This window comes from Pseudomonas sp. No.21, from assembly GCF_054558415.1.
On record NZ_BAAJNO010000008.1, the window covers coordinates 99,580 to 115,388 of the forward strand.

The window sequence follows — 15,809 nt, forward strand, 5'->3', positions numbered from 1 at the left end:
GCGAGGCCGGTCTTGTGCTAGCGCGCCGAATGGGTGGTGCGAACCCTACGAGCTGAGAAATCCGGTTAAACGGAGCTACCAGTTGAGCCCGATACCCTGCATGACACTCTGTTTGATCCAAATCAACGAAGCACTGTTATTGTCAAAACGAGCGTTCATGCCCCGGGGCAATCTGCTATCGTCGCCCTATCGCCCCGCCTGGTGAATTGCTGTGCGTCGGATTGGATTGATCCTGGTAATGATTGCTAGCCTCGTGCTGCCGAGCTTCGGCGGTACGGCTTTCAGCATGCCTGCACAACCTTGCCCGATGCAGAGCGCCGATCATCAGGGCCATGCAATGGTCGATGCTCCGTGCTGCGAGCAAATGGACACGTCTGATGGGGTGGCCAATAAGTCCCCCTGCAAATCCGGCCAGGAATGCAAGACCGGAGGACTTCTCCAGACCACCGTGATCAAGAGCATATCCCCTCTCCCCTCACGCCCCGAGATATTGCTGACCCAGTCGGTGATTAAGCGAGAGCCCGCAGGACTCTGGCGCCCTCCTCGTTTCGTCTAATGCCGTGATCATCCCGCGCCTTACAGTCAGGCGCATCGTCGCGACCACGTTTCGTAGCTGCGACCTCGATCAATCGCATTGGAGGCGAAAGCATGTCCGCTTTCCTTTTTCCACGCCGTGGCTATCTCGGCGTGTTGGCTGCCGCATTCTGGGCAGCTCCCTGGCTTGCCGCGCAGGCACAGCCCCTAACCTTCGAACGAGCCCAAGCTCTGGCCGAACAGAGTGCCCCTGAGAACCTCGCGCGCCAGGCGCAGGTGGCATCGGCACAGCAGGCTGTAGGGCCCGCAGACGCCTTGCCCGATCCCAAGCTGATTCTAGGCATCGACAACCTGCCGATCGAAGGCCCTGACCGTTACACACTTAATCGTGACTCCATGACCATGCGCCGCATTGGACTCATGCAGGAGGTACCAAACGGCGACAAGCGTCTGGCCCGTCGCCAACTGGCCGAAGCCTCCATGACGCGGGCCGAGGCCGAGCAGCGTGCCATGCAGTTGGAAATCAAGCGCCAGACGGCAGTGAGCTGGCTGGACGTGTACTACGCCGAACGCAGTGTTGGCCTCTTCGATCAACTGGACCGTCAGATCGAGATGCTCCGCTCGACCGTGCAATCGCTAATTGCCGGCGGTAGTGCTCAGCCTGGCGAGCTGTTGCAGGCCGACCAGGAAGCTTTGGCGTTACAAGATCGGCGAGATGAACTGAATCGCGATGTGGCAGTAGCTCGTGCCAAGCTGCGCCGCTGGATAGGCAACGAGGCTGACCAGCCTTTGCAAGGAGGTGTTCCCAATCTGAACCTGGTGGCACCGCACCTGCAGCAACGCATTGCCTCACACCCTGAGTTGCGCGCTGCCTCCGCCCGAGTCGGCGAGGCTAGCGCCGAGCTGAACGAGGCCATCGCCGAGAAGACCCCCGACTGGGGTGTTGAGTTTGCCTACAACAATCGCGACAACCAGTTCGGCGATATGGTGATGGTGCAATTCACGTTCGACCTGCCGTTGTTCGTAGGCACACGTCAGGGGCCCAAGATCAACGCCAGACAACAAAGCGTGTCGCAGATGGAAGCCGAGCAGGAAGCATTACTGCGCGCCCATCAGGCTGAGCTGGAAGGCGGTATTGCCGAGCTTGAGCAACTGCGCAGGACCTTGTCACGCACCGAAAAAACCTTGATCCCGCTTGCAAGCAAACGTGCCGATCTCGAACTGGCCGCCTACCAAGCCGGTAACAGCCAGCTCACATCCGTTATTACTGCCCAGCGCGACCTGATTGAGGCGCAGCTGCGGCAGATTGAACAGCAGCGCAAGTTGAGCCAGCTCTCCGCAAGCCTGTACTACGCCTATGTGGAGGGCCTGAAATGAAGATATCGACATTTGGTTTTGCGGTCGCCGTGCTGACCGTGGGCATTGGCGCGGCGGGCGGTGGCTACTGGCTGGCCCAGCGGCAAGCCAAACACGAGCTACTGCCTAGCTCCGCACCGACGGACGAGCGCAAGGTGCTCTATTGGTACGACCCTATGCAGCCTGAGCAGCGCTTCGATAAACCGGGCAAGTCACCTTTCATGGATATGGAACTTGTCCCTAAATACGCAGGATCCGAGCAGGATCCGTCTGTCCTGAGCATCCCCGCTCAAGCCGTGCAGAACCTCGGAATGCGAACCTCGATGGTGATCCGAGGTGTACTGCCCTCGGATATCGAGGCGGTGGGTTCCCTGGCCTATAACCAGCGAGAAGTGGCGAACCTCCAGGCCCGCGCCGGCGGATTCGTCGAGCGGGTTTACGGTCGCGCCCCGGGCGATGTGCTGCCTGCCGGAGCCCCCCTGGTCGACCTGCTGATTCCCGAATGGTCCGCCGCGCAGTTGGAGTTCCTGGCGGTACTGCGTACCGCTGACACTCGCTTGATAAGTGCGGCCCAAGAGCGCCTGCGCCTGCTTGGCATGCCTCAAACGTTGATCGAGCAGGTCCGCCGCAGCGGCAAACCACGGGCGGTGCAAACCCTCACCACACCTATCAGCGGCGAGCTCCAAGCCTTGCAGGTACGCGCCGGGATGACCGTCGAAGCCGGCCAGGACCTGGCGCGGATCAACGGGCTGTCCACTGTCTGGCTCGACGCCGCAATCCCCGAAGACCAAGCTGGAGCGGTTCAGCTTGGCGCGAGCATCACCGCCACCCTGACCGCCTTCCCAGAACAGCCTCTGCAAGGTCGTGTCGTTGCCCTGCTACCGAGTGCCGACCCGCAGACGCGTACGCTCACGGTACGCAGCGAGCTCGCCAATCCCGCCGGTAAATTGCGTCCCGGCATGTTCGCCGCCGTACGCCTGAACAGTGCCGTCGAACAATCCACGCTTCTTGTGCCGAGTGAAGCCGTGATTCGCACCGGGAAGCGTGCGTTGGTGATGCTGGTAGAAGGCGATGGGCGCTACCGCCCCCTGGAAATAACCTTGGGCCGCGAGGCTGATGGGCGTCTGGAGGTGTTGTCCGGTCTTGAGGAGGGTCAGGCGGTCGTTACCTCCGGCCAGTTCCTCATCGATTCGGAGGCCAGCCTACAGGGTGTCATGGCCAGCCATGCCGAGCAGGACAATAAGAAGGAACTACATGAGGCCCATGGTGTGATTCGTGCTCTGGACGCGGAGTCAGTCACCCTGGAGCACGGGCCCTTCGAGAGCCTGAATATGCCAGGTATGACCATGGCTTTTCCATTGGTCAGCTCAGAAGTAGCTGTGGGACTTAAGCCAGGAGATCACGTACGTATCGGCGCCCGCCAGAAAAACTCCGGCCTGATGATCGAGCAGCTCAGCAAGGAAGGAGACCAGCCATGATCGCACGCCTGATCCACTGGTCTATCGGCAATCGCTTTCTGGTGCTGCTGGCGACCCTGTTCATCACCGCCCTGGGCATCTGGTCGCTGCGCAACACGCCGTTGGATGCACTGCCGGATCTGTCCGACACCCAGGTCATCATCCGCACAAGCTTCCCCGGGCAGGCACCGCAGATTGTCGAGAACCAGGTGACCTATCCGCTGGCCACCACCATGCTCTCGGTTCCGGGGGCGAAGACGGTGCGCGGCTACTCGTTCTTCGGCGACTCCTTCGTCTACGTGCTGTTCGAAGACGACACCGATCTCTACTGGGCACGTTCGCGCGTGCTGGAGTACCTCAACCAGGCCCAGGAACGCCTGCCTGAGGGCGTCACCACCACTCTGGGCCCGGATGCCACCGGCGTGGGCTGGATCTACCAGTACGCGTTGGTCGACCGCAGCGGCCAGCATGACCTGTCCCAGCTGCGTGCGCTGCAGGACTGGTTTCTCAAGTACGAGCTCAAGAGCCTGCCCAACGTGGCCGAGGTGGCCACCCTCGGCGGCATGGTCAAGCAGTACCAAGTGCTGCTCGATCCGCAGAAGTTGGTGGCTTACGGGGTAACTCAGCAGGAGGTCGAAGCGGCGCTGAAGAGCGCTAACCAGGAAACCGGCGGCGCCATCTTGGAGCTGGCGGAGCGCGAGTACATGGTGCGGGCCTCGGGCTATTTGGAGAGCCTGGATGATTTTCGCAATGTGCCGCTGCGGGCTTCGGCAAGCGGAATTCCGGTGCTGCTAGGCCAGGTGGCCACCATTCAACTGGGGCCAGAGATGCGTCGCGGTATCGCCGAATTGGACGGCCAGGGTGAAGTGGTCGGTGGCGTGGTCATCCTGCGCTCCGGCAAGAATGCCCGGGACACCATCGCTGCCGTGAAGACCAAGCTGGACAGCCTGAAAGCCAGCCTGCCCACCGGCGTCGAAGTGGTCACTACCTATGACCGTTCGCAACTGATCGACCGTGCCATCGACAACCTCAGCTACAAGCTGCTGGAAGAGTTCGTGGTGGTTGCCTTGGTTTGCCTGATCTTTCTCTGGCACCTGCGTTCGTCGCTGGTGGCGATCATCACCCTGCCCCTGGGCATCCTGATGGCCTTCATCGTCATGCGCTACCAGGGCGTCAATGCCAACATCATGTCGCTCGGCGGGATCGCCATCGCCATCGGCGCCATGGTCGATGCCGCCGTGGTGATGATCGAGAACGCGCACAAGCACATCGAGGCCTGGAAGGCTCGGCACCCCAATGAGCCGCTCCAAGGCGAGGCGCACTGGCGAGTGATCGGCGAAGCCGCAGCCGAAGTCGGACCGGCACTCTTCTTCAGCCTGCTGATCATCACCCTATCGTTCCTCCCGGTATTTACCCTGGAGGCCCAGGAAGGGCGCCTGTTCGGCCCTCTGGCCTTCACCAAGACCTATGCCATGGCCGCCGCCGCCGGCCTCTCGGTCACCCTGGTACCGGTGCTGATGGGCTACTGGATTCGTGGGCATATCCCCAGCGAACAGCAAAACCCCTTGAACCGCTGGCTGATCGGCGCATACCGGCCGGTGCTGGAGTGGGTGCTGGCCTGGCCCAAGGTGACCTTGGCGCTGGCCGTGCTGGTCTTTGTGTCCAGTCTGTGGCCCCTCAGCAGACTCGGAGGAGAGTTCCTGCCGCCCATGGACGAAGGCGATCTGTTGTACATGCCTTCGGCCCTGCCCGGCTTGCCGGCGAGCAAGGCAACCCAGCTGCTGCAGCAAACCAACCGCATGATCCTCACGGTGCCGGAGGTGGCCCGGGTATTCGGCAAAGCCGGGCGAGCGGAGACAGCCACCGATCCGGCGCCGCTGGAAATGTTCGAGACCACCGTGCAGTTCAAGCCGCGCGAGCAATGGCGCGCGGGTATGACGCCGGAGAAGCTGATTGAGGAGCTGGATCGTGCGGTGAAAGTCCCAGGGCTGTCCAACATCTGGGTGCCGCCAATTCGCAACCGCATCGACATGCTGGCCACGGGGATCAAGAGCCCCATCGGCGTGAAGGTCTCCGGAACCTCCCTGGTCGATATCGAGCGCATTACTCGCGATATCGAGGTGGTGGCCAAAGATGTACCTGGGGTGAGCTCAGCGCTGGCAGAGCGCCTCACCGGCGGACGCTATGTGGATATCCAGATCGATCGCCTGGCCGCGGCACGCTACGGCCTGAGCATTGCCGACGTACAAGCGGTGGTATCGGGTGCCATTGGCGGCAGCAATATCGGCGAGACGGTCGAAGGATTGGCCCGCTTTCCGATTAACCTGCGCTATCCCAAGGAGTGGCGGGACAGTCCCCAGGCGCTAAGGCGTATGCCGATCCTCACCCCTGCCGGCCAGCAGATCACCTTGGGCACCGTCGCACAGGTTAGCCTGACCGAAGGGCCACCGATGCTGCGCAGCGAGAACGGGCGCCTGTCCGGCTGGGTCTATGTCGATGTCCGTGGGCGCGACCTGGCATCGACCGTGCGTGAGCTGCAGCAACGCGTAGCTGAGCGGGTAAAACTCGACGCTGGCATGACCGTTTCTTACTCCGGTCAGTTCGAGTACCTGGAGCGCGCCAATGCGCGGTTGTCCTGGGTGGTGCCGGCGACCTTGTTGATTATCTTCGTGCTGCTCTACCTGACCTTCAGCCGCTTCAGCGAGGCCCTGCTGATCATGGCCACCCTGCCCTTCGCCCTGTCGGGGGGCATCTGGCTGCTCTATTGGTTCGGCTTCAACTTGTCGGTGGCCACTGGGGTCGGCTTCATTGCCCTGGCCGGCGTCTCAGCCGAGTTCGGGGTGATCATGCTCTTGTATCTGAGGAACGCCTGGCATGCTCGGCTGGACTCTGGACGCAGCGGTGATCCGGCCCTGCTTGAGGCCATTCGTGAGGGCGCGGTGCTGCGCGTGAGGCCTAAGGTGATGACGGTGGCCGTGATCATCGCCGGCCTGCTGCCGATCCTCTGGGGCGGCGGTGCCGGTTCCGAAGTGATGAAGCGCATCGCCGCGCCCATGGTCGGCGGCATGATTACCGCGCCGCTGATGTCCATGCTGGTTTTGCCGGCCGCCTACTGGCTGATGCGAAGGCAGCGTACACAGAAGGTTCGCGCACCACAGGAGATATAGCTTTACAAACCCGGGCAAGCCACGCGCCAAGCTGACTCGCCCGGGTAACGCGGCAGGAAGCATTACGGCGATGTAACTTTGACTTCATTTTTATGACAGGTTGAGCGGATATATTTTAATCACCACCTTGAAGGAGTGATTAAATATGAAAAGCCTCAAAGTTATTGCAGCCCTTGCCGTTATGGTTGTTTCCTCTGCCGCTCTGGCAGAAGGCGGCGCTGATCGTGTTTATGGTCGGATGATTCAGGCCAATGAGCAGGCCATGCAAGAGTATGCTGCCGCTAACGGAAAGAATCCGCCTGAAGTTATTCATTACCGCTACGGCATGAAGCTCGATATCGCCAGGGTCGTGGCCATTACCTCAACGGACTCTAGCTGCGGTGTGATGCCGGCCCAGATGACCTACGAGGACTCCAATGGCGATCTGAATATTCTTGAATACCGGGCAGCCGGGACAGGTTGCCGTAATCAAAACTAGATAAATGACATCGCGCTGACTGAAATGTAATTTCCAAGTCACCCTGACGTTATTTGGCATGTGGAAATATGACCAAGGCGTGCCTGGCTATGCCCGGCGCGCTTGGCACATATATGCGACCACACAATGACAACTGCCAATAACATCAGGAGCATTTATGAATAACAGAACCCTGTTAGGACTTTCTCTGCTCACTCTGAGCGTCAGTACCGGGCAAGCTGCAATGGCCGCCGGCGAGAAAGGCGAGGGATTTATCGAAGGCAGCAGCCTGACCATTCTCAATCGAAATCTCTACTTCAACCGCGATTTCCGTAAAGGCCAGTCCAGCAGCTCGGGTAATGGCTATTCGGAAGAGTGGGCGCATGGCGTGATAGGCAGATTCGAGTCTGGTTTCACCGAGGGCACCATAGGCTTTGGTGTCGATGCCTTTGCCATGCTAGGGCTCAAGCTTGACACCGGCGACGGCCGTTCTGGAGCAGGCGGCTCAGTCGACGTGATGCCTTACAACAGCCTCGGGCAGGCTGAGGACAACTACTCCAAACTGGGGGGCGCGGTGAAAACTCGGTTCATGGATACCGAGATCAAGGTAGGCGACGTCTTTCCCGTCAGCCCGGTCGTCCAATACGGTGATGCACGGCTTTTACCGGAGAGTTTCCGAGGTGTCACCGTGGTCAACAGCAGCGTGGAAGGACTGTCGCTTCAGGGCGGTCGCCTCCACTCGATGAGCCAACCCAATACCAGCAGCATGCGCGACGGCTTCGCTACCTTCTACGCGGGCGAAGTGGACTCGCCATGGATCGCCTATTTCGGTGGTGATTACACGCTTAATGACAACGTCGGCTTTAGTCTCTACACCAGCCGCCTCAAGGATGCCTGGAATCAATATTACGCGGGCACCACGCTGAGCTACCCGCTTGCGGACGATGTCGCCTTGATCGGCGGGCTGAACTACTACAAGGCGGTCGATGAAGGGAGGCAGCTCCTCGGGAGCTTCGATAACAACATCTGGAGCGGCAAGGTCGGCATCCAATTCGGCGCTCATACAGTGCTGGTGGGTCTCCAGCGCAACAATGGCGATGATGACTTCGACTACTTGCGCCAATCGGACTCCATCTACCTCGACAACTCCATCCAGTACAGCGACTTCAACTCGCCGAAGGAGAAGTCATGGCAAGTGCGCTATGACCTGGATATGGAGCCTTTCGGTGTGCCTGGGTTGAGCTTCATGACTCGATATGCCCAAGGCTGGGATGCCGACTACAGCAACGCCAACGAAGTCTATATGCGCCGTGATGACAACGGCGATCCGTTGACCAACCAGAAGCGCTGGGAGCGGGACATCGAGGCCAAGTACGTTCTGCAGTCTGGGTCGTTGAAGGACATGTCCTTTCGCATTCGACAAGCCACGACTCGCGCCACCGACTTCGAGTCGGATCTGGATGAGTTCCGCTTCATTGTCGAATACCCGCTGGAAGTTCTCTAACCTCGGTGCGCGAGCGGGTTGATTGCCCGCTCGCGCCGTGGTCCTGCTGTCCCCTCGTAGTGCTCCTTTGGTTTGGAGACAGCCCTTGGCGCCCTCGGGCGCCTTTTTTACTTAGGTTAAAGGATGTATGAAAAAGAATCGGCCACTCTAGACGCAAGCAGCCGTGCGGGCAGGCAGTACTACTGGGTGGGATATTCTGCAACGACCTGATCAGAACCCGTCTTGGTCAAGCCAATGACCTGGTAGGCATGCTGTACGCCATCGACTTCCATGCCGGGGGAGCCCGCCGGCATCCCGGGAACAGCGATGCCCAGCAGATCATCGCGCTTGGTGAGTTCGATGACCTGAGCCGCCGGCACATGACCTTCGACGAACTTGCCGTCAATCAGCGCGGTGTGGCAAGACGCCAACCGCGGCGCGACGCCCAGACTTTGCTTCACTGCTGTCATGTTGCTTTCGACATGGTCGACGACTTTGAAGCCATTCGCTTCGAGGTGTGAAATCCACTTCTTGCAACATCCGCAATTGGCATCACGATGGACATCAATCGTCAGGGCATCAGCTGCTTGAACCGCAGACGTGACGGAGAGAGCGGCCAGTAAGGCCAGATATTTAGCTTTCATGTACGTGCTCTTTGCCATCGGCGTGGGTGTGGGTCTTGGGCGAGGCGTTCGGAGCCTGCTCGGCGTGATGATCACCTCCGTTGGACGACGCCTCATCTCCAGCATGGTGGTCATCGCCACTCATATCCGAATGGTGACCTGCCTTAGGTGCGGAGCCACCCTCGCTATCCGTAGCCGCGGCATCGTGATGACCAGGCTCTCCAGCATCACCTGATCCATGATGGTCATCGCCACCGCCACTATTGTCATGATGGCCAGGCTTGTTGTCGCCGTGCTGTCCTTCATGGTTATGCATCTGCGTTTCCCCACCACCGTGCTGATGGCCGCCACTGGATGCGACGAGTGTTTGGTATTGCTTGGCATCCATCGTCGGCAGTTGGTTGAGGAAGGCAACCATGCCCCAGATGTACTCGTCTCCCATGCTCTTGCCCCACGCAGGCATACCCGTTGCTTTGATGCCATGCTTGATCACCCAGAACGCTGCTGACGGATTGCCATCGACACCGATCTTGGCGAGGTTGGGGGGCGCAGGATAAAGCGATTGGCTTAGCTCGGTCTCCGCCACACCTGGCGCCAAATGACAGCCGATACACATGGAGTTGTAGTTGCCCGCACCGGCGCGAATAAGAGCTTGATCATCCAGGTTGGGAACCTCGATGTCCCGCGAACGGACTTCGATAGAGCGGTCACGGGCCATCGTGAGAAACGCATGCACTGCAGGAAAATGGGGATCGTCGGCCCCCACGTTGACCACGCCAAAGTAGGCGCCGGCCAGGACAGCTGTGCTACCGACCACGCCGGCCGCCACCAAAGTTTTAATTGTTCTTTTCATGTCAGGTTCTCAAAACCACATCCGGATACCGGCGACAAAACGCGCCTCGTCTACATCACCGCCCTCGTCGCGCACCATGTCTGCCGTGTTGCCATAGGAGCGGCTCCAGGAAACCCCGATATAGGGGGCAAACTGCCTGACAATCTCGTAACGCAGACGCAAGCCGAGCTCGGTATTTGCCAACCCAGACCCCACACCTCGCTCAGGATCGTTCTTGCCGTAGAAGTTCATTTCGGCAGTTGGCTGGAGAATCAGCCGGTTGGTCAGCAGAATGTCGTACTCGCCCTCCAGTCGGGCAGCAGTTTGGCCATTCTCGCCGACGAAGGCCGTGGCTTCGGCCTCAAAGGCGTAAAGCGCCATGCCCTGGATACCGAAGGCGGCCCAAGTCTGCGGCGACTCCGGTTTGAAGTCCTGGCGAACGCCCGCGACGACATCCCACCAAGGGCCGATCGAGCGGCCGTACAGCAGCTGTAATTCAGCATCCTCGGTCACGCCGTTGGTACGCTCGCCTTCGGAGCGGAACCAGACTCGGTTGATATCACCGCCTACCCAGCCCGACGCATCCCAGGCCAGGGTGCTGCCCTCATCTGCGTCCTGGTATTCGAGCTGATCGAGCAGGAAAAAACTGTTGATGGCGCTGTCGTGAACCTTGTGGCCAGGTAATGGCGGGAAAGCCGCTTGGCGATCAGCATCCGTCAGAACGGGAATCGGCGTACGGCTGGTGGTTCTCGGGGCTTCAGCGGAGCCATGGTTCATCTTTGAATGATCCATGCCCTCCATCTGTCCTTGCATGGCGCCATGCCCCATCTTGCTGTGATCCATAGCCTGGGCCTTCTCTTGGCTCTGGCCGTGGCCCATCTGGCTATGATCCATGCTGCCCGAAGCACCCTGCATGGCACCATGGTCCATCGTGCTGTGATCCATGCCCTCCATCGGCGCTTTGGCGGAACCGTGGCCCATCTGGCTGTGGTCCATCGACATGGAGCCGTGCCCCATTGCCGAATGATCCATTTCTTCCGCAGCCTGGGTAACGCCGCCGCTGAGTGCACTCAGCGACACGGCCAGCGCTATGAGGGACGGGCGTGAAAACCTAGTGGTCATGGTTCGAACCTGCTTCGGCTTCGGTGCCGCCATGCTTATCCATCATCTTCTCGTGCCCCATATCGTCATGGTTCATACCCTCATGATCCATGGCGCCATGATCCATCTGATGGCCAGCGGCCTTGCCTTTCGATTGATCTGCAGGCTTGTCACTGGCGTCGGGCGCAGCCGACTCGGCAGCATGTTGTTCGTGCTCGCTGTGCCCCTCACCTGCCAATGACGTCGGCGCGTGCAGAACAGCCAAAAGACTGAACATCGCTGCGCTGCCAAACAGGGCATTACGCTTCATAAAAGTACTCATCAGAAATCTCCTTTACTCATCCACACGGACTTCACGGAACATGCCCGTTTCCATGTGGAGCAACAGGTGGCAGTGATAGGCCCAACGCCCCAACGCATCGGCGGTCACCCGATAGCTGCGCTTGGAACCTGGCGGCATGTCGATGGTGTGTTTACGCACCAGGAAATTGCCGTTCGCATCCTCCAGATCACTCCACATGCCATGAAGATGGATCGGGTGAGTCATCATGGTGTCGTTGACCAGCGTGATGCGAACACGCTCGCCGTACTTGAGGCGCAGAGGCTCGGCGTCAGAGAACTTGATTCCATCGAAGGACCAGGAGAATTTCTCCATGTGCCCGGTAAGGTGCAGCTCGATGGTGCGACTTGGTTCGCGACCATCCGGGTCGAGGAAGGTGCTGCGCAGGTCAGAGTACGTGAGGACGCGTCGGCCGTTGTCTCGCAAACCAATACCTGGGTCGTCCAACTTATGCGTTGGTGTCATGGTTTGCATATCGACCAGCGGGTTGTTGGTCTCTGAGGCTGGGTGTGCCTGCATGGCACCTGCCATGCCTGCCATGCCCGAATGATCCATTCCAGCCATCTGGCTGTGATCCATGCCGGCCATGCCACCCTGCATGCTCCCATGATCCATGCCCGCCATACTGCCGTGGTCCATTCCGGCCATGTTCCCGTGATCCATACCGCCCATGCTGCCGTGATCCATACCCATGTCGCCCATGGCAATCAGCGGACGCGGGTCGGGGCTGGGTACTGGTGCACTCAACCCCTCCTGTACAGCAAGGGTGCCGCGCGCATAGCCAGTGCGATCCATGGATTGTGCAAACACGGTATACGCCTGTTCGCTGTCTGGTTCGACGATCACGTCGTAGGTCTCGGCCACGGCGATACGGAACTCGTCGACGCTGACCGGTTTGACGTGCAGACCATCGGCCGCAACCACAGTCATCTTCAGGCCCGGGATGCGCACATCGAAATAGGTCATCGCCGAGGCGTTGATGAAGCGCAGGCGGATCTTTTCGCCTGGTTTGAATATGCCGGTCCAGTTGCCATTGGGTGCCTGGCCATTCATCAGGTAGGTGTAGGTGTAGCCACTGACGTCAGCGAGATCCGTCGGGCTCATCTTCATCTCGGCCCACATCTTGCGATCGGCTACGGCGGCGGACCAACCCATCTCGCTTACGTCATCGATGAAGTCACCAACGGTGCGTTTGTGCTGGTTGTAGTAGTCCGACTGTTTCTTGAGCTTGGCCAGTACCCGCGTTGGATTTTCATCCGTCCAGTCGCTCAGCAACACGACGTAATCACGGTCGTAACTGAAGGGCTCGGGCTCCTTGGCATCGATGACCAGCGCGCCGTATACGCCGACCTGCTCCTGCAGCCCCGAGTGACTGTGATACCAGTAGGTACCGTTCTGGTTGACCTTGAACTTGTACTCATACATGCCGTCAGGGGCGATGCCATGGAAGCTCAGGCCAGGAACACCATCCATGTTCGCCGGCAGGATGATGCCGTGCCAATGGATGGAGGTGTCCTCCTTGAGGCGGTTGCGCACGCGCAATGTGACGGTATCGCCTTCGCGCCAACGAAGAATCGGCCCAGGGAGCGAGCCGTTGATGGTCATGGCCGTGCGCGCTGCGCCGGTGATGTTCACCGGGGTTTCACCGATGAATAGGTCGAATTCGTTACCAGTCAGTACGTTGGGCTGGCCGGGGCTGTTCACCGCCCAGACCGGCGTGCGCCACAGGCCAAGTCCGCCGATAATACCGGTGGCTGCCAGGCCTTTGACGAAGGTGCGCCTTGTGGTTTTGCTTTGCATGCCGTTTTGTCCAATCCGTCAAATGAGCCGGTGATGGTGTGCCCGGTCTCGGGTTCATGGCTGCTTCAATGTCGGGGATTTACCCCTCAACTTTCCACGTCGGTGCATTGCACAAGCCTTACCGACGATGAGCAGTATGAAACTGCCATATCCCAACCATCCGGGTGATTACATTTCTGTAAGGTAGATGACTTCAGCAGTTGGTGTGCTCTGCTTGCTCGGTTGGACTGCTGGCTACAGGAGCCTCAACTTTCTGCTGCTGGGCCACCCGGTAGGCCTCCAGAGACGTCTGGCGTGCCTGCTCCATGCGCGCGAAGGTTCGGTCAGCACCACCTTCAGCCATTGCCAAGCTGGAGATGCTCAGAGCAGTAACTACAAGCAGAGCTTTGATCGATTTCATTTTGGGTATTCCTCGTAAGTTAAGTGGTCCCTGCAACTGCAGAGGCCGAGCTTTAGGCTCGATGTCACGTTAACTAAGAGGGCCTGTCAGCAACCTGAGCCGAACATTACAGTTCTGTCAGTTTGCTATTTCTTTCTTGTAGGCCCTCCTTAAGGCTCGGTACTGTCTTCCTGCCCGCGCAGCCTTGCGGATTCCATGGGCCTGATCGGTAGCAATGCCTGAGCTAACTCGTTCATTCGCACCGACGGATCGCGACCATCAAACAATCAAGAGAGATAGCCACTATGTCGAACAAATCCAACGTAGCTACCGGTGCCGCCTTGGCTCTGGTGGCCGCCAGCCTGTTCTCCACCCTGCCCGTCCAGGCTGCTCAGGAAACCAAAGCAGCAGAAGTGAAGTGCTTCGGGATCAATGGTTGCAAAGGGCAGAACGACTGCATGACCGCGAAAAACGACTGCAAAGGCCAAGGCGAATGCAAAGGCCAAGGGTTCAAGTTGATGACCCAGACCAAATGTGACGAAGCCGGTGGCAAAACCAGCGAATAAGGCGGTTCAGGGGAGTGCATGCCACTCCCCTGCTGGAGTCTCGAATGAGTAAGCGCAAAACTCTGGGTTTCGGTCTTGGCCTTCGTAACGAGTATTACCGGCAGATCCTGGAGGAACGGCCTGCGGTCGACTGGTTCGAGATCATTTCCGAGAATTACCTGGTGGAGGGCGGCAAGGCTCTCTACTTCCTTGATGCGATCGGCGAGCACTACCCCCTGGTGATGCACGGAGTATCTCTTTCGATTGGCGGCTCACATGCCTTGGACATAGACTACCTACGACAGCTCAAGCAGCTGGCGGATCGGGTGCAGCCTCAGTGGGTGTCTGATCACCTGTGCTGGAGTCGAGGCAACGCCCATCAACTTCACGATCTGCTACCGCTGCCGTTTACCCAGGAGAGCCTGCTGCATGTCGCGGCCCGGGTGCGCTTGGTGCAGGATGTTTTGGAACGTCCCATCGTGCTGGAGAACGTTTCCTCCTACGTGCAGTGGACAACATCCAGCATGAGCGAGTCTCAGTTCCTCTCGGAGCTCAGTTACCTGACCGGGTGCGAGCTGCTTCTCGACGTGAACAACGTCTACGTCAGTTCGCGCAACCAGGGTTTCGACTCTTGGCAGTTCATCATGGAATTGCCGCACGAGCGGATTCGGCAAATTCACCTGGCCGGGCACAGCGATTACGGGCAGTACCTCATCGACACCCATGACCAGCCCATCGCTGATCCGGTTTGGTCTCTCTACAGCAAGACTTTGAGCTACTTGGGCCCGACATCGACCTTGATCGAGCGGGATGACCAGTTTCCGCCGCTGGAAGAGCTGTTGTCCGAATTAGCACATGCCCGTGCTATCGCCAAATCTGTGATATCGGGGGCCACCCCTTGAGCCTGATCGCCCTACAGACTGCATTTGAAACTTACCTGACAGGTGACAGTGCCCTGCCCTCCAACGAGCTTTTGGAGCAGATCCGAGGTAGCACAGCGCTGAGTGCTCTCGAAGGCCTGCAGATCTACCACAACGCTTACCGTTCGCGCCTGCTTGCGGTCTTGCGAGAAGACTTCCCTGCCCTGCTTCACTGGATCGGCAACGAATCATTCGAGCAGCTCGCACTGGCCTACTTGGCCGCCTGGCCACCACGACATTTCAGCATTCGCTGGCTGGGCGAGAAGCTGCCCGAGTTCATTAGCAGCTACGTCGAAGAACCCCAACTATCGCCGATGCGCGAACTCGCGGAACTGGAATGGGCCTTTACACTGGCCTTCGACGCTCAGGATGTCGAAGCGCTTTCGCTGGAGAACATGAGTGATTTTTCGGCTGAAGACTGGATTTCACTCAGGGTTTCCCTGACTGCATCTGCCCGGTGGTTGCAGCTGCAGTACAACACGCTGGAGTTGTGGAAAGCCGCCAAGTCCGGCAGCTTGCTGCCTGATATTACCCGCCTGCCAACGAACCTAGCCTGTCTTGTTTGGCGTCATGAACTCGTCTGCCAGTACCGGAGCCTGGAGCCAGCGGAGGCTTCGGCATTGCAGTTTCTCATCGAGGGCGGATCGTTCGCTGAACTCTGCGAGTCGTTGAGCGCCACGCATGGCGAGCAAGCTCCCTTGCAAGCCGCGACCTGGTTGAAGTTGTGGGTCAACGACGGTTTGCTAAAGCGCGGCCAGCTAGTACACGAATGACCCGGAACCTTTAGGCTAGCGCTCTCTCTTTGGCCACTCCGA

Annotated in this window: 14 protein-coding genes; 8 read left to right on the forward strand and 6 right to left on the reverse strand. The window is 59.2% G+C overall.

Going from position 1 to position 15,809, the window contains the following annotated elements:
* Positions 1-648: 648 nt before the first annotated feature.
* The 5 genes from ACYJSS_RS17860 (at position 649) to ACYJSS_RS17880 (ending at position 8,475) form a co-directional block, all read left to right on the forward strand.
* The gene (locus ACYJSS_RS17860; RefSeq protein ID WP_003460116.1) at positions 649-1,911 is read left to right on the forward strand and encodes a TolC family protein; all 1,263 of its coding nucleotides are present in this window, start codon (positions 649-651) and stop codon (positions 1,909-1,911) included.
* Positions 1,908-3,368: an efflux RND transporter periplasmic adaptor subunit gene (locus tag ACYJSS_RS17865; protein WP_236204903.1), complete on the forward strand. Its 1,461-nt coding sequence runs from the start codon at positions 1,908-1,910 to the stop codon at positions 3,366-3,368. Before ACYJSS_RS17860 ends, ACYJSS_RS17865 begins: the two co-directional genes overlap by 4 nt.
* Positions 3,365-6,514, forward strand: coding sequence for an efflux RND transporter permease subunit (locus tag ACYJSS_RS17870; RefSeq protein WP_236204902.1), 3,150 nt, complete (start codon positions 3,365-3,367; stop codon positions 6,512-6,514). Before ACYJSS_RS17865 ends, ACYJSS_RS17870 begins: the two co-directional genes overlap by 4 nt.
* A gap of 145 nt (positions 6,515-6,659) precedes the next feature.
* Positions 6,660-6,992, forward strand: a complete 333-nt coding sequence (locus ACYJSS_RS17875; protein ID WP_236204901.1) for a DUF2790 domain-containing protein — start codon at positions 6,660-6,662, stop codon at positions 6,990-6,992.
* A gap of 157 nt (positions 6,993-7,149) precedes the next feature.
* Entirely contained in the window at positions 7,150-8,475 is a 1,326-nt protein-coding gene (locus ACYJSS_RS17880; RefSeq protein WP_236204900.1) for an OprD family porin, read from the forward strand.
* 179 nt (positions 8,476-8,654) lie between these two features.
* On the opposite strand, the gene ACYJSS_RS17885 is transcribed toward ACYJSS_RS17880, so the two are convergent.
* The 6 genes from ACYJSS_RS17885 to ACYJSS_RS17910 form a co-directional block, all read right to left on the reverse strand.
* Entirely contained in the window at positions 8,655-9,098 is a 444-nt protein-coding gene (locus ACYJSS_RS17885; protein ID WP_112211902.1) for a DUF411 domain-containing protein, read from the reverse strand.
* Entirely contained in the window at positions 9,088-9,930 is an 843-nt protein-coding gene (locus ACYJSS_RS17890; protein ID WP_003139525.1) for a c-type cytochrome, read from the reverse strand. Before ACYJSS_RS17890 ends, ACYJSS_RS17885 begins: the two co-directional genes overlap by 11 nt.
* A gap of 9 nt (positions 9,931-9,939) precedes the next feature.
* Positions 9,940-11,031, reverse strand: coding sequence for a copper resistance protein B (locus tag ACYJSS_RS17895; protein ID WP_236204899.1), 1,092 nt, complete (start codon positions 11,029-11,031; stop codon positions 9,940-9,942).
* Positions 11,021-11,332, reverse strand: coding sequence for a hypothetical protein (locus ACYJSS_RS17900; protein ID WP_003246749.1), 312 nt, complete (start codon positions 11,330-11,332; stop codon positions 11,021-11,023). Before ACYJSS_RS17900 ends, ACYJSS_RS17895 begins: the two co-directional genes overlap by 11 nt.
* A 12-nt stretch (positions 11,333-11,344) precedes the next feature.
* On the reverse strand, positions 11,345-13,150 hold the full coding sequence (locus tag ACYJSS_RS17905; RefSeq protein WP_236204898.1) for a copper resistance system multicopper oxidase: 1,806 nt from the start codon (positions 13,148-13,150) through the stop codon (positions 11,345-11,347).
* 193 nt (positions 13,151-13,343) lie between these two features.
* Positions 13,344-13,550, reverse strand: coding sequence for a co-regulatory protein PtrA N-terminal domain-containing protein (locus ACYJSS_RS17910; protein WP_003139535.1), 207 nt, complete (start codon positions 13,548-13,550; stop codon positions 13,344-13,346).
* Positions 13,551-13,834: 284 nt separating this feature from the next.
* Here ACYJSS_RS17910 and bufA2 point away from each other — a divergent pair, with 284 nt between their 5' ends.
* The 3 genes from bufA2 to ACYJSS_RS17925 are packed head-to-tail and all read left to right on the forward strand — an operon-like array spanning position 13,835 to position 15,767.
* A complete protein-coding gene (gene bufA2, locus ACYJSS_RS17915) occupies positions 13,835-14,095 on the forward strand; it encodes a BufA2 family periplasmic bufferin-type metallophore (RefSeq protein WP_003460126.1) in 261 nt (86 codons plus the stop codon).
* 44 nt (positions 14,096-14,139) lie between these two features.
* Entirely contained in the window at positions 14,140-14,976 is an 837-nt protein-coding gene (bufB, locus tag ACYJSS_RS17920) for an MNIO family bufferin maturase (RefSeq protein WP_126190464.1), read from the forward strand.
* Positions 14,973-15,767, forward strand: a complete 795-nt coding sequence (locus ACYJSS_RS17925) for an HvfC/BufC N-terminal domain-containing protein (RefSeq protein WP_236204897.1) — start codon at positions 14,973-14,975, stop codon at positions 15,765-15,767. The genes bufB and ACYJSS_RS17925 overlap by 4 nt, the downstream gene beginning before the upstream one ends.
* Positions 15,768-15,809: the final 42 nt, after the last annotated feature.

Bases quoted from the DNA above. Each gene is read 5' to 3' on its own strand.
- ACYJSS_RS17890 (WP_003139525.1), bottom strand. From the start codon at position 9,930: ATGAAAAGAACAATTAAAACTTTGGTGGCGGCCGGCGTGGTCGGTAGC.
- ACYJSS_RS17875 (WP_236204901.1), top strand. From the start codon at position 6,660: ATGAAAAGCCTCAAAGTTATTGCAGCCCTTGCCGTTATGGTTGTTTCC.
- ACYJSS_RS17885 (WP_112211902.1), bottom strand. From the start codon at position 9,098: ATGAAAGCTAAATATCTGGCCTTACTGGCCGCTCTCTCCGTCACGTCT.
- ACYJSS_RS17870 (WP_236204902.1), top strand. From the start codon at position 3,365: ATGATCGCACGCCTGATCCACTGGTCTATCGGCAATCGCTTTCTGGTG.
- bufA2 (WP_003460126.1), top strand. From the start codon at position 13,835: ATGTCGAACAAATCCAACGTAGCTACCGGTGCCGCCTTGGCTCTGGTG.
- ACYJSS_RS17895 (WP_236204899.1), bottom strand. From the start codon at position 11,031: ATGACCACTAGGTTTTCACGCCCGTCCCTCATAGCGCTGGCCGTGTCG.
- ACYJSS_RS17905 (WP_236204898.1), bottom strand. From the start codon at position 13,150: ATGCAAAGCAAAACCACAAGGCGCACCTTCGTCAAAGGCCTGGCAGCC.
- ACYJSS_RS17880 (WP_236204900.1), top strand. From the start codon at position 7,150: ATGAATAACAGAACCCTGTTAGGACTTTCTCTGCTCACTCTGAGCGTC.
- ACYJSS_RS17860 (WP_003460116.1), top strand. From the start codon at position 649: ATGTCCGCTTTCCTTTTTCCACGCCGTGGCTATCTCGGCGTGTTGGCT.
- ACYJSS_RS17910 (WP_003139535.1), bottom strand. From the start codon at position 13,550: ATGAAATCGATCAAAGCTCTGCTTGTAGTTACTGCTCTGAGCATCTCC.
- bufB (WP_126190464.1), top strand. From the start codon at position 14,140: ATGAGTAAGCGCAAAACTCTGGGTTTCGGTCTTGGCCTTCGTAACGAG.
- ACYJSS_RS17900 (WP_003246749.1), bottom strand. From the start codon at position 11,332: ATGAGTACTTTTATGAAGCGTAATGCCCTGTTTGGCAGCGCAGCGATG.
- ACYJSS_RS17865 (WP_236204903.1), top strand. From the start codon at position 1,908: ATGAAGATATCGACATTTGGTTTTGCGGTCGCCGTGCTGACCGTGGGC.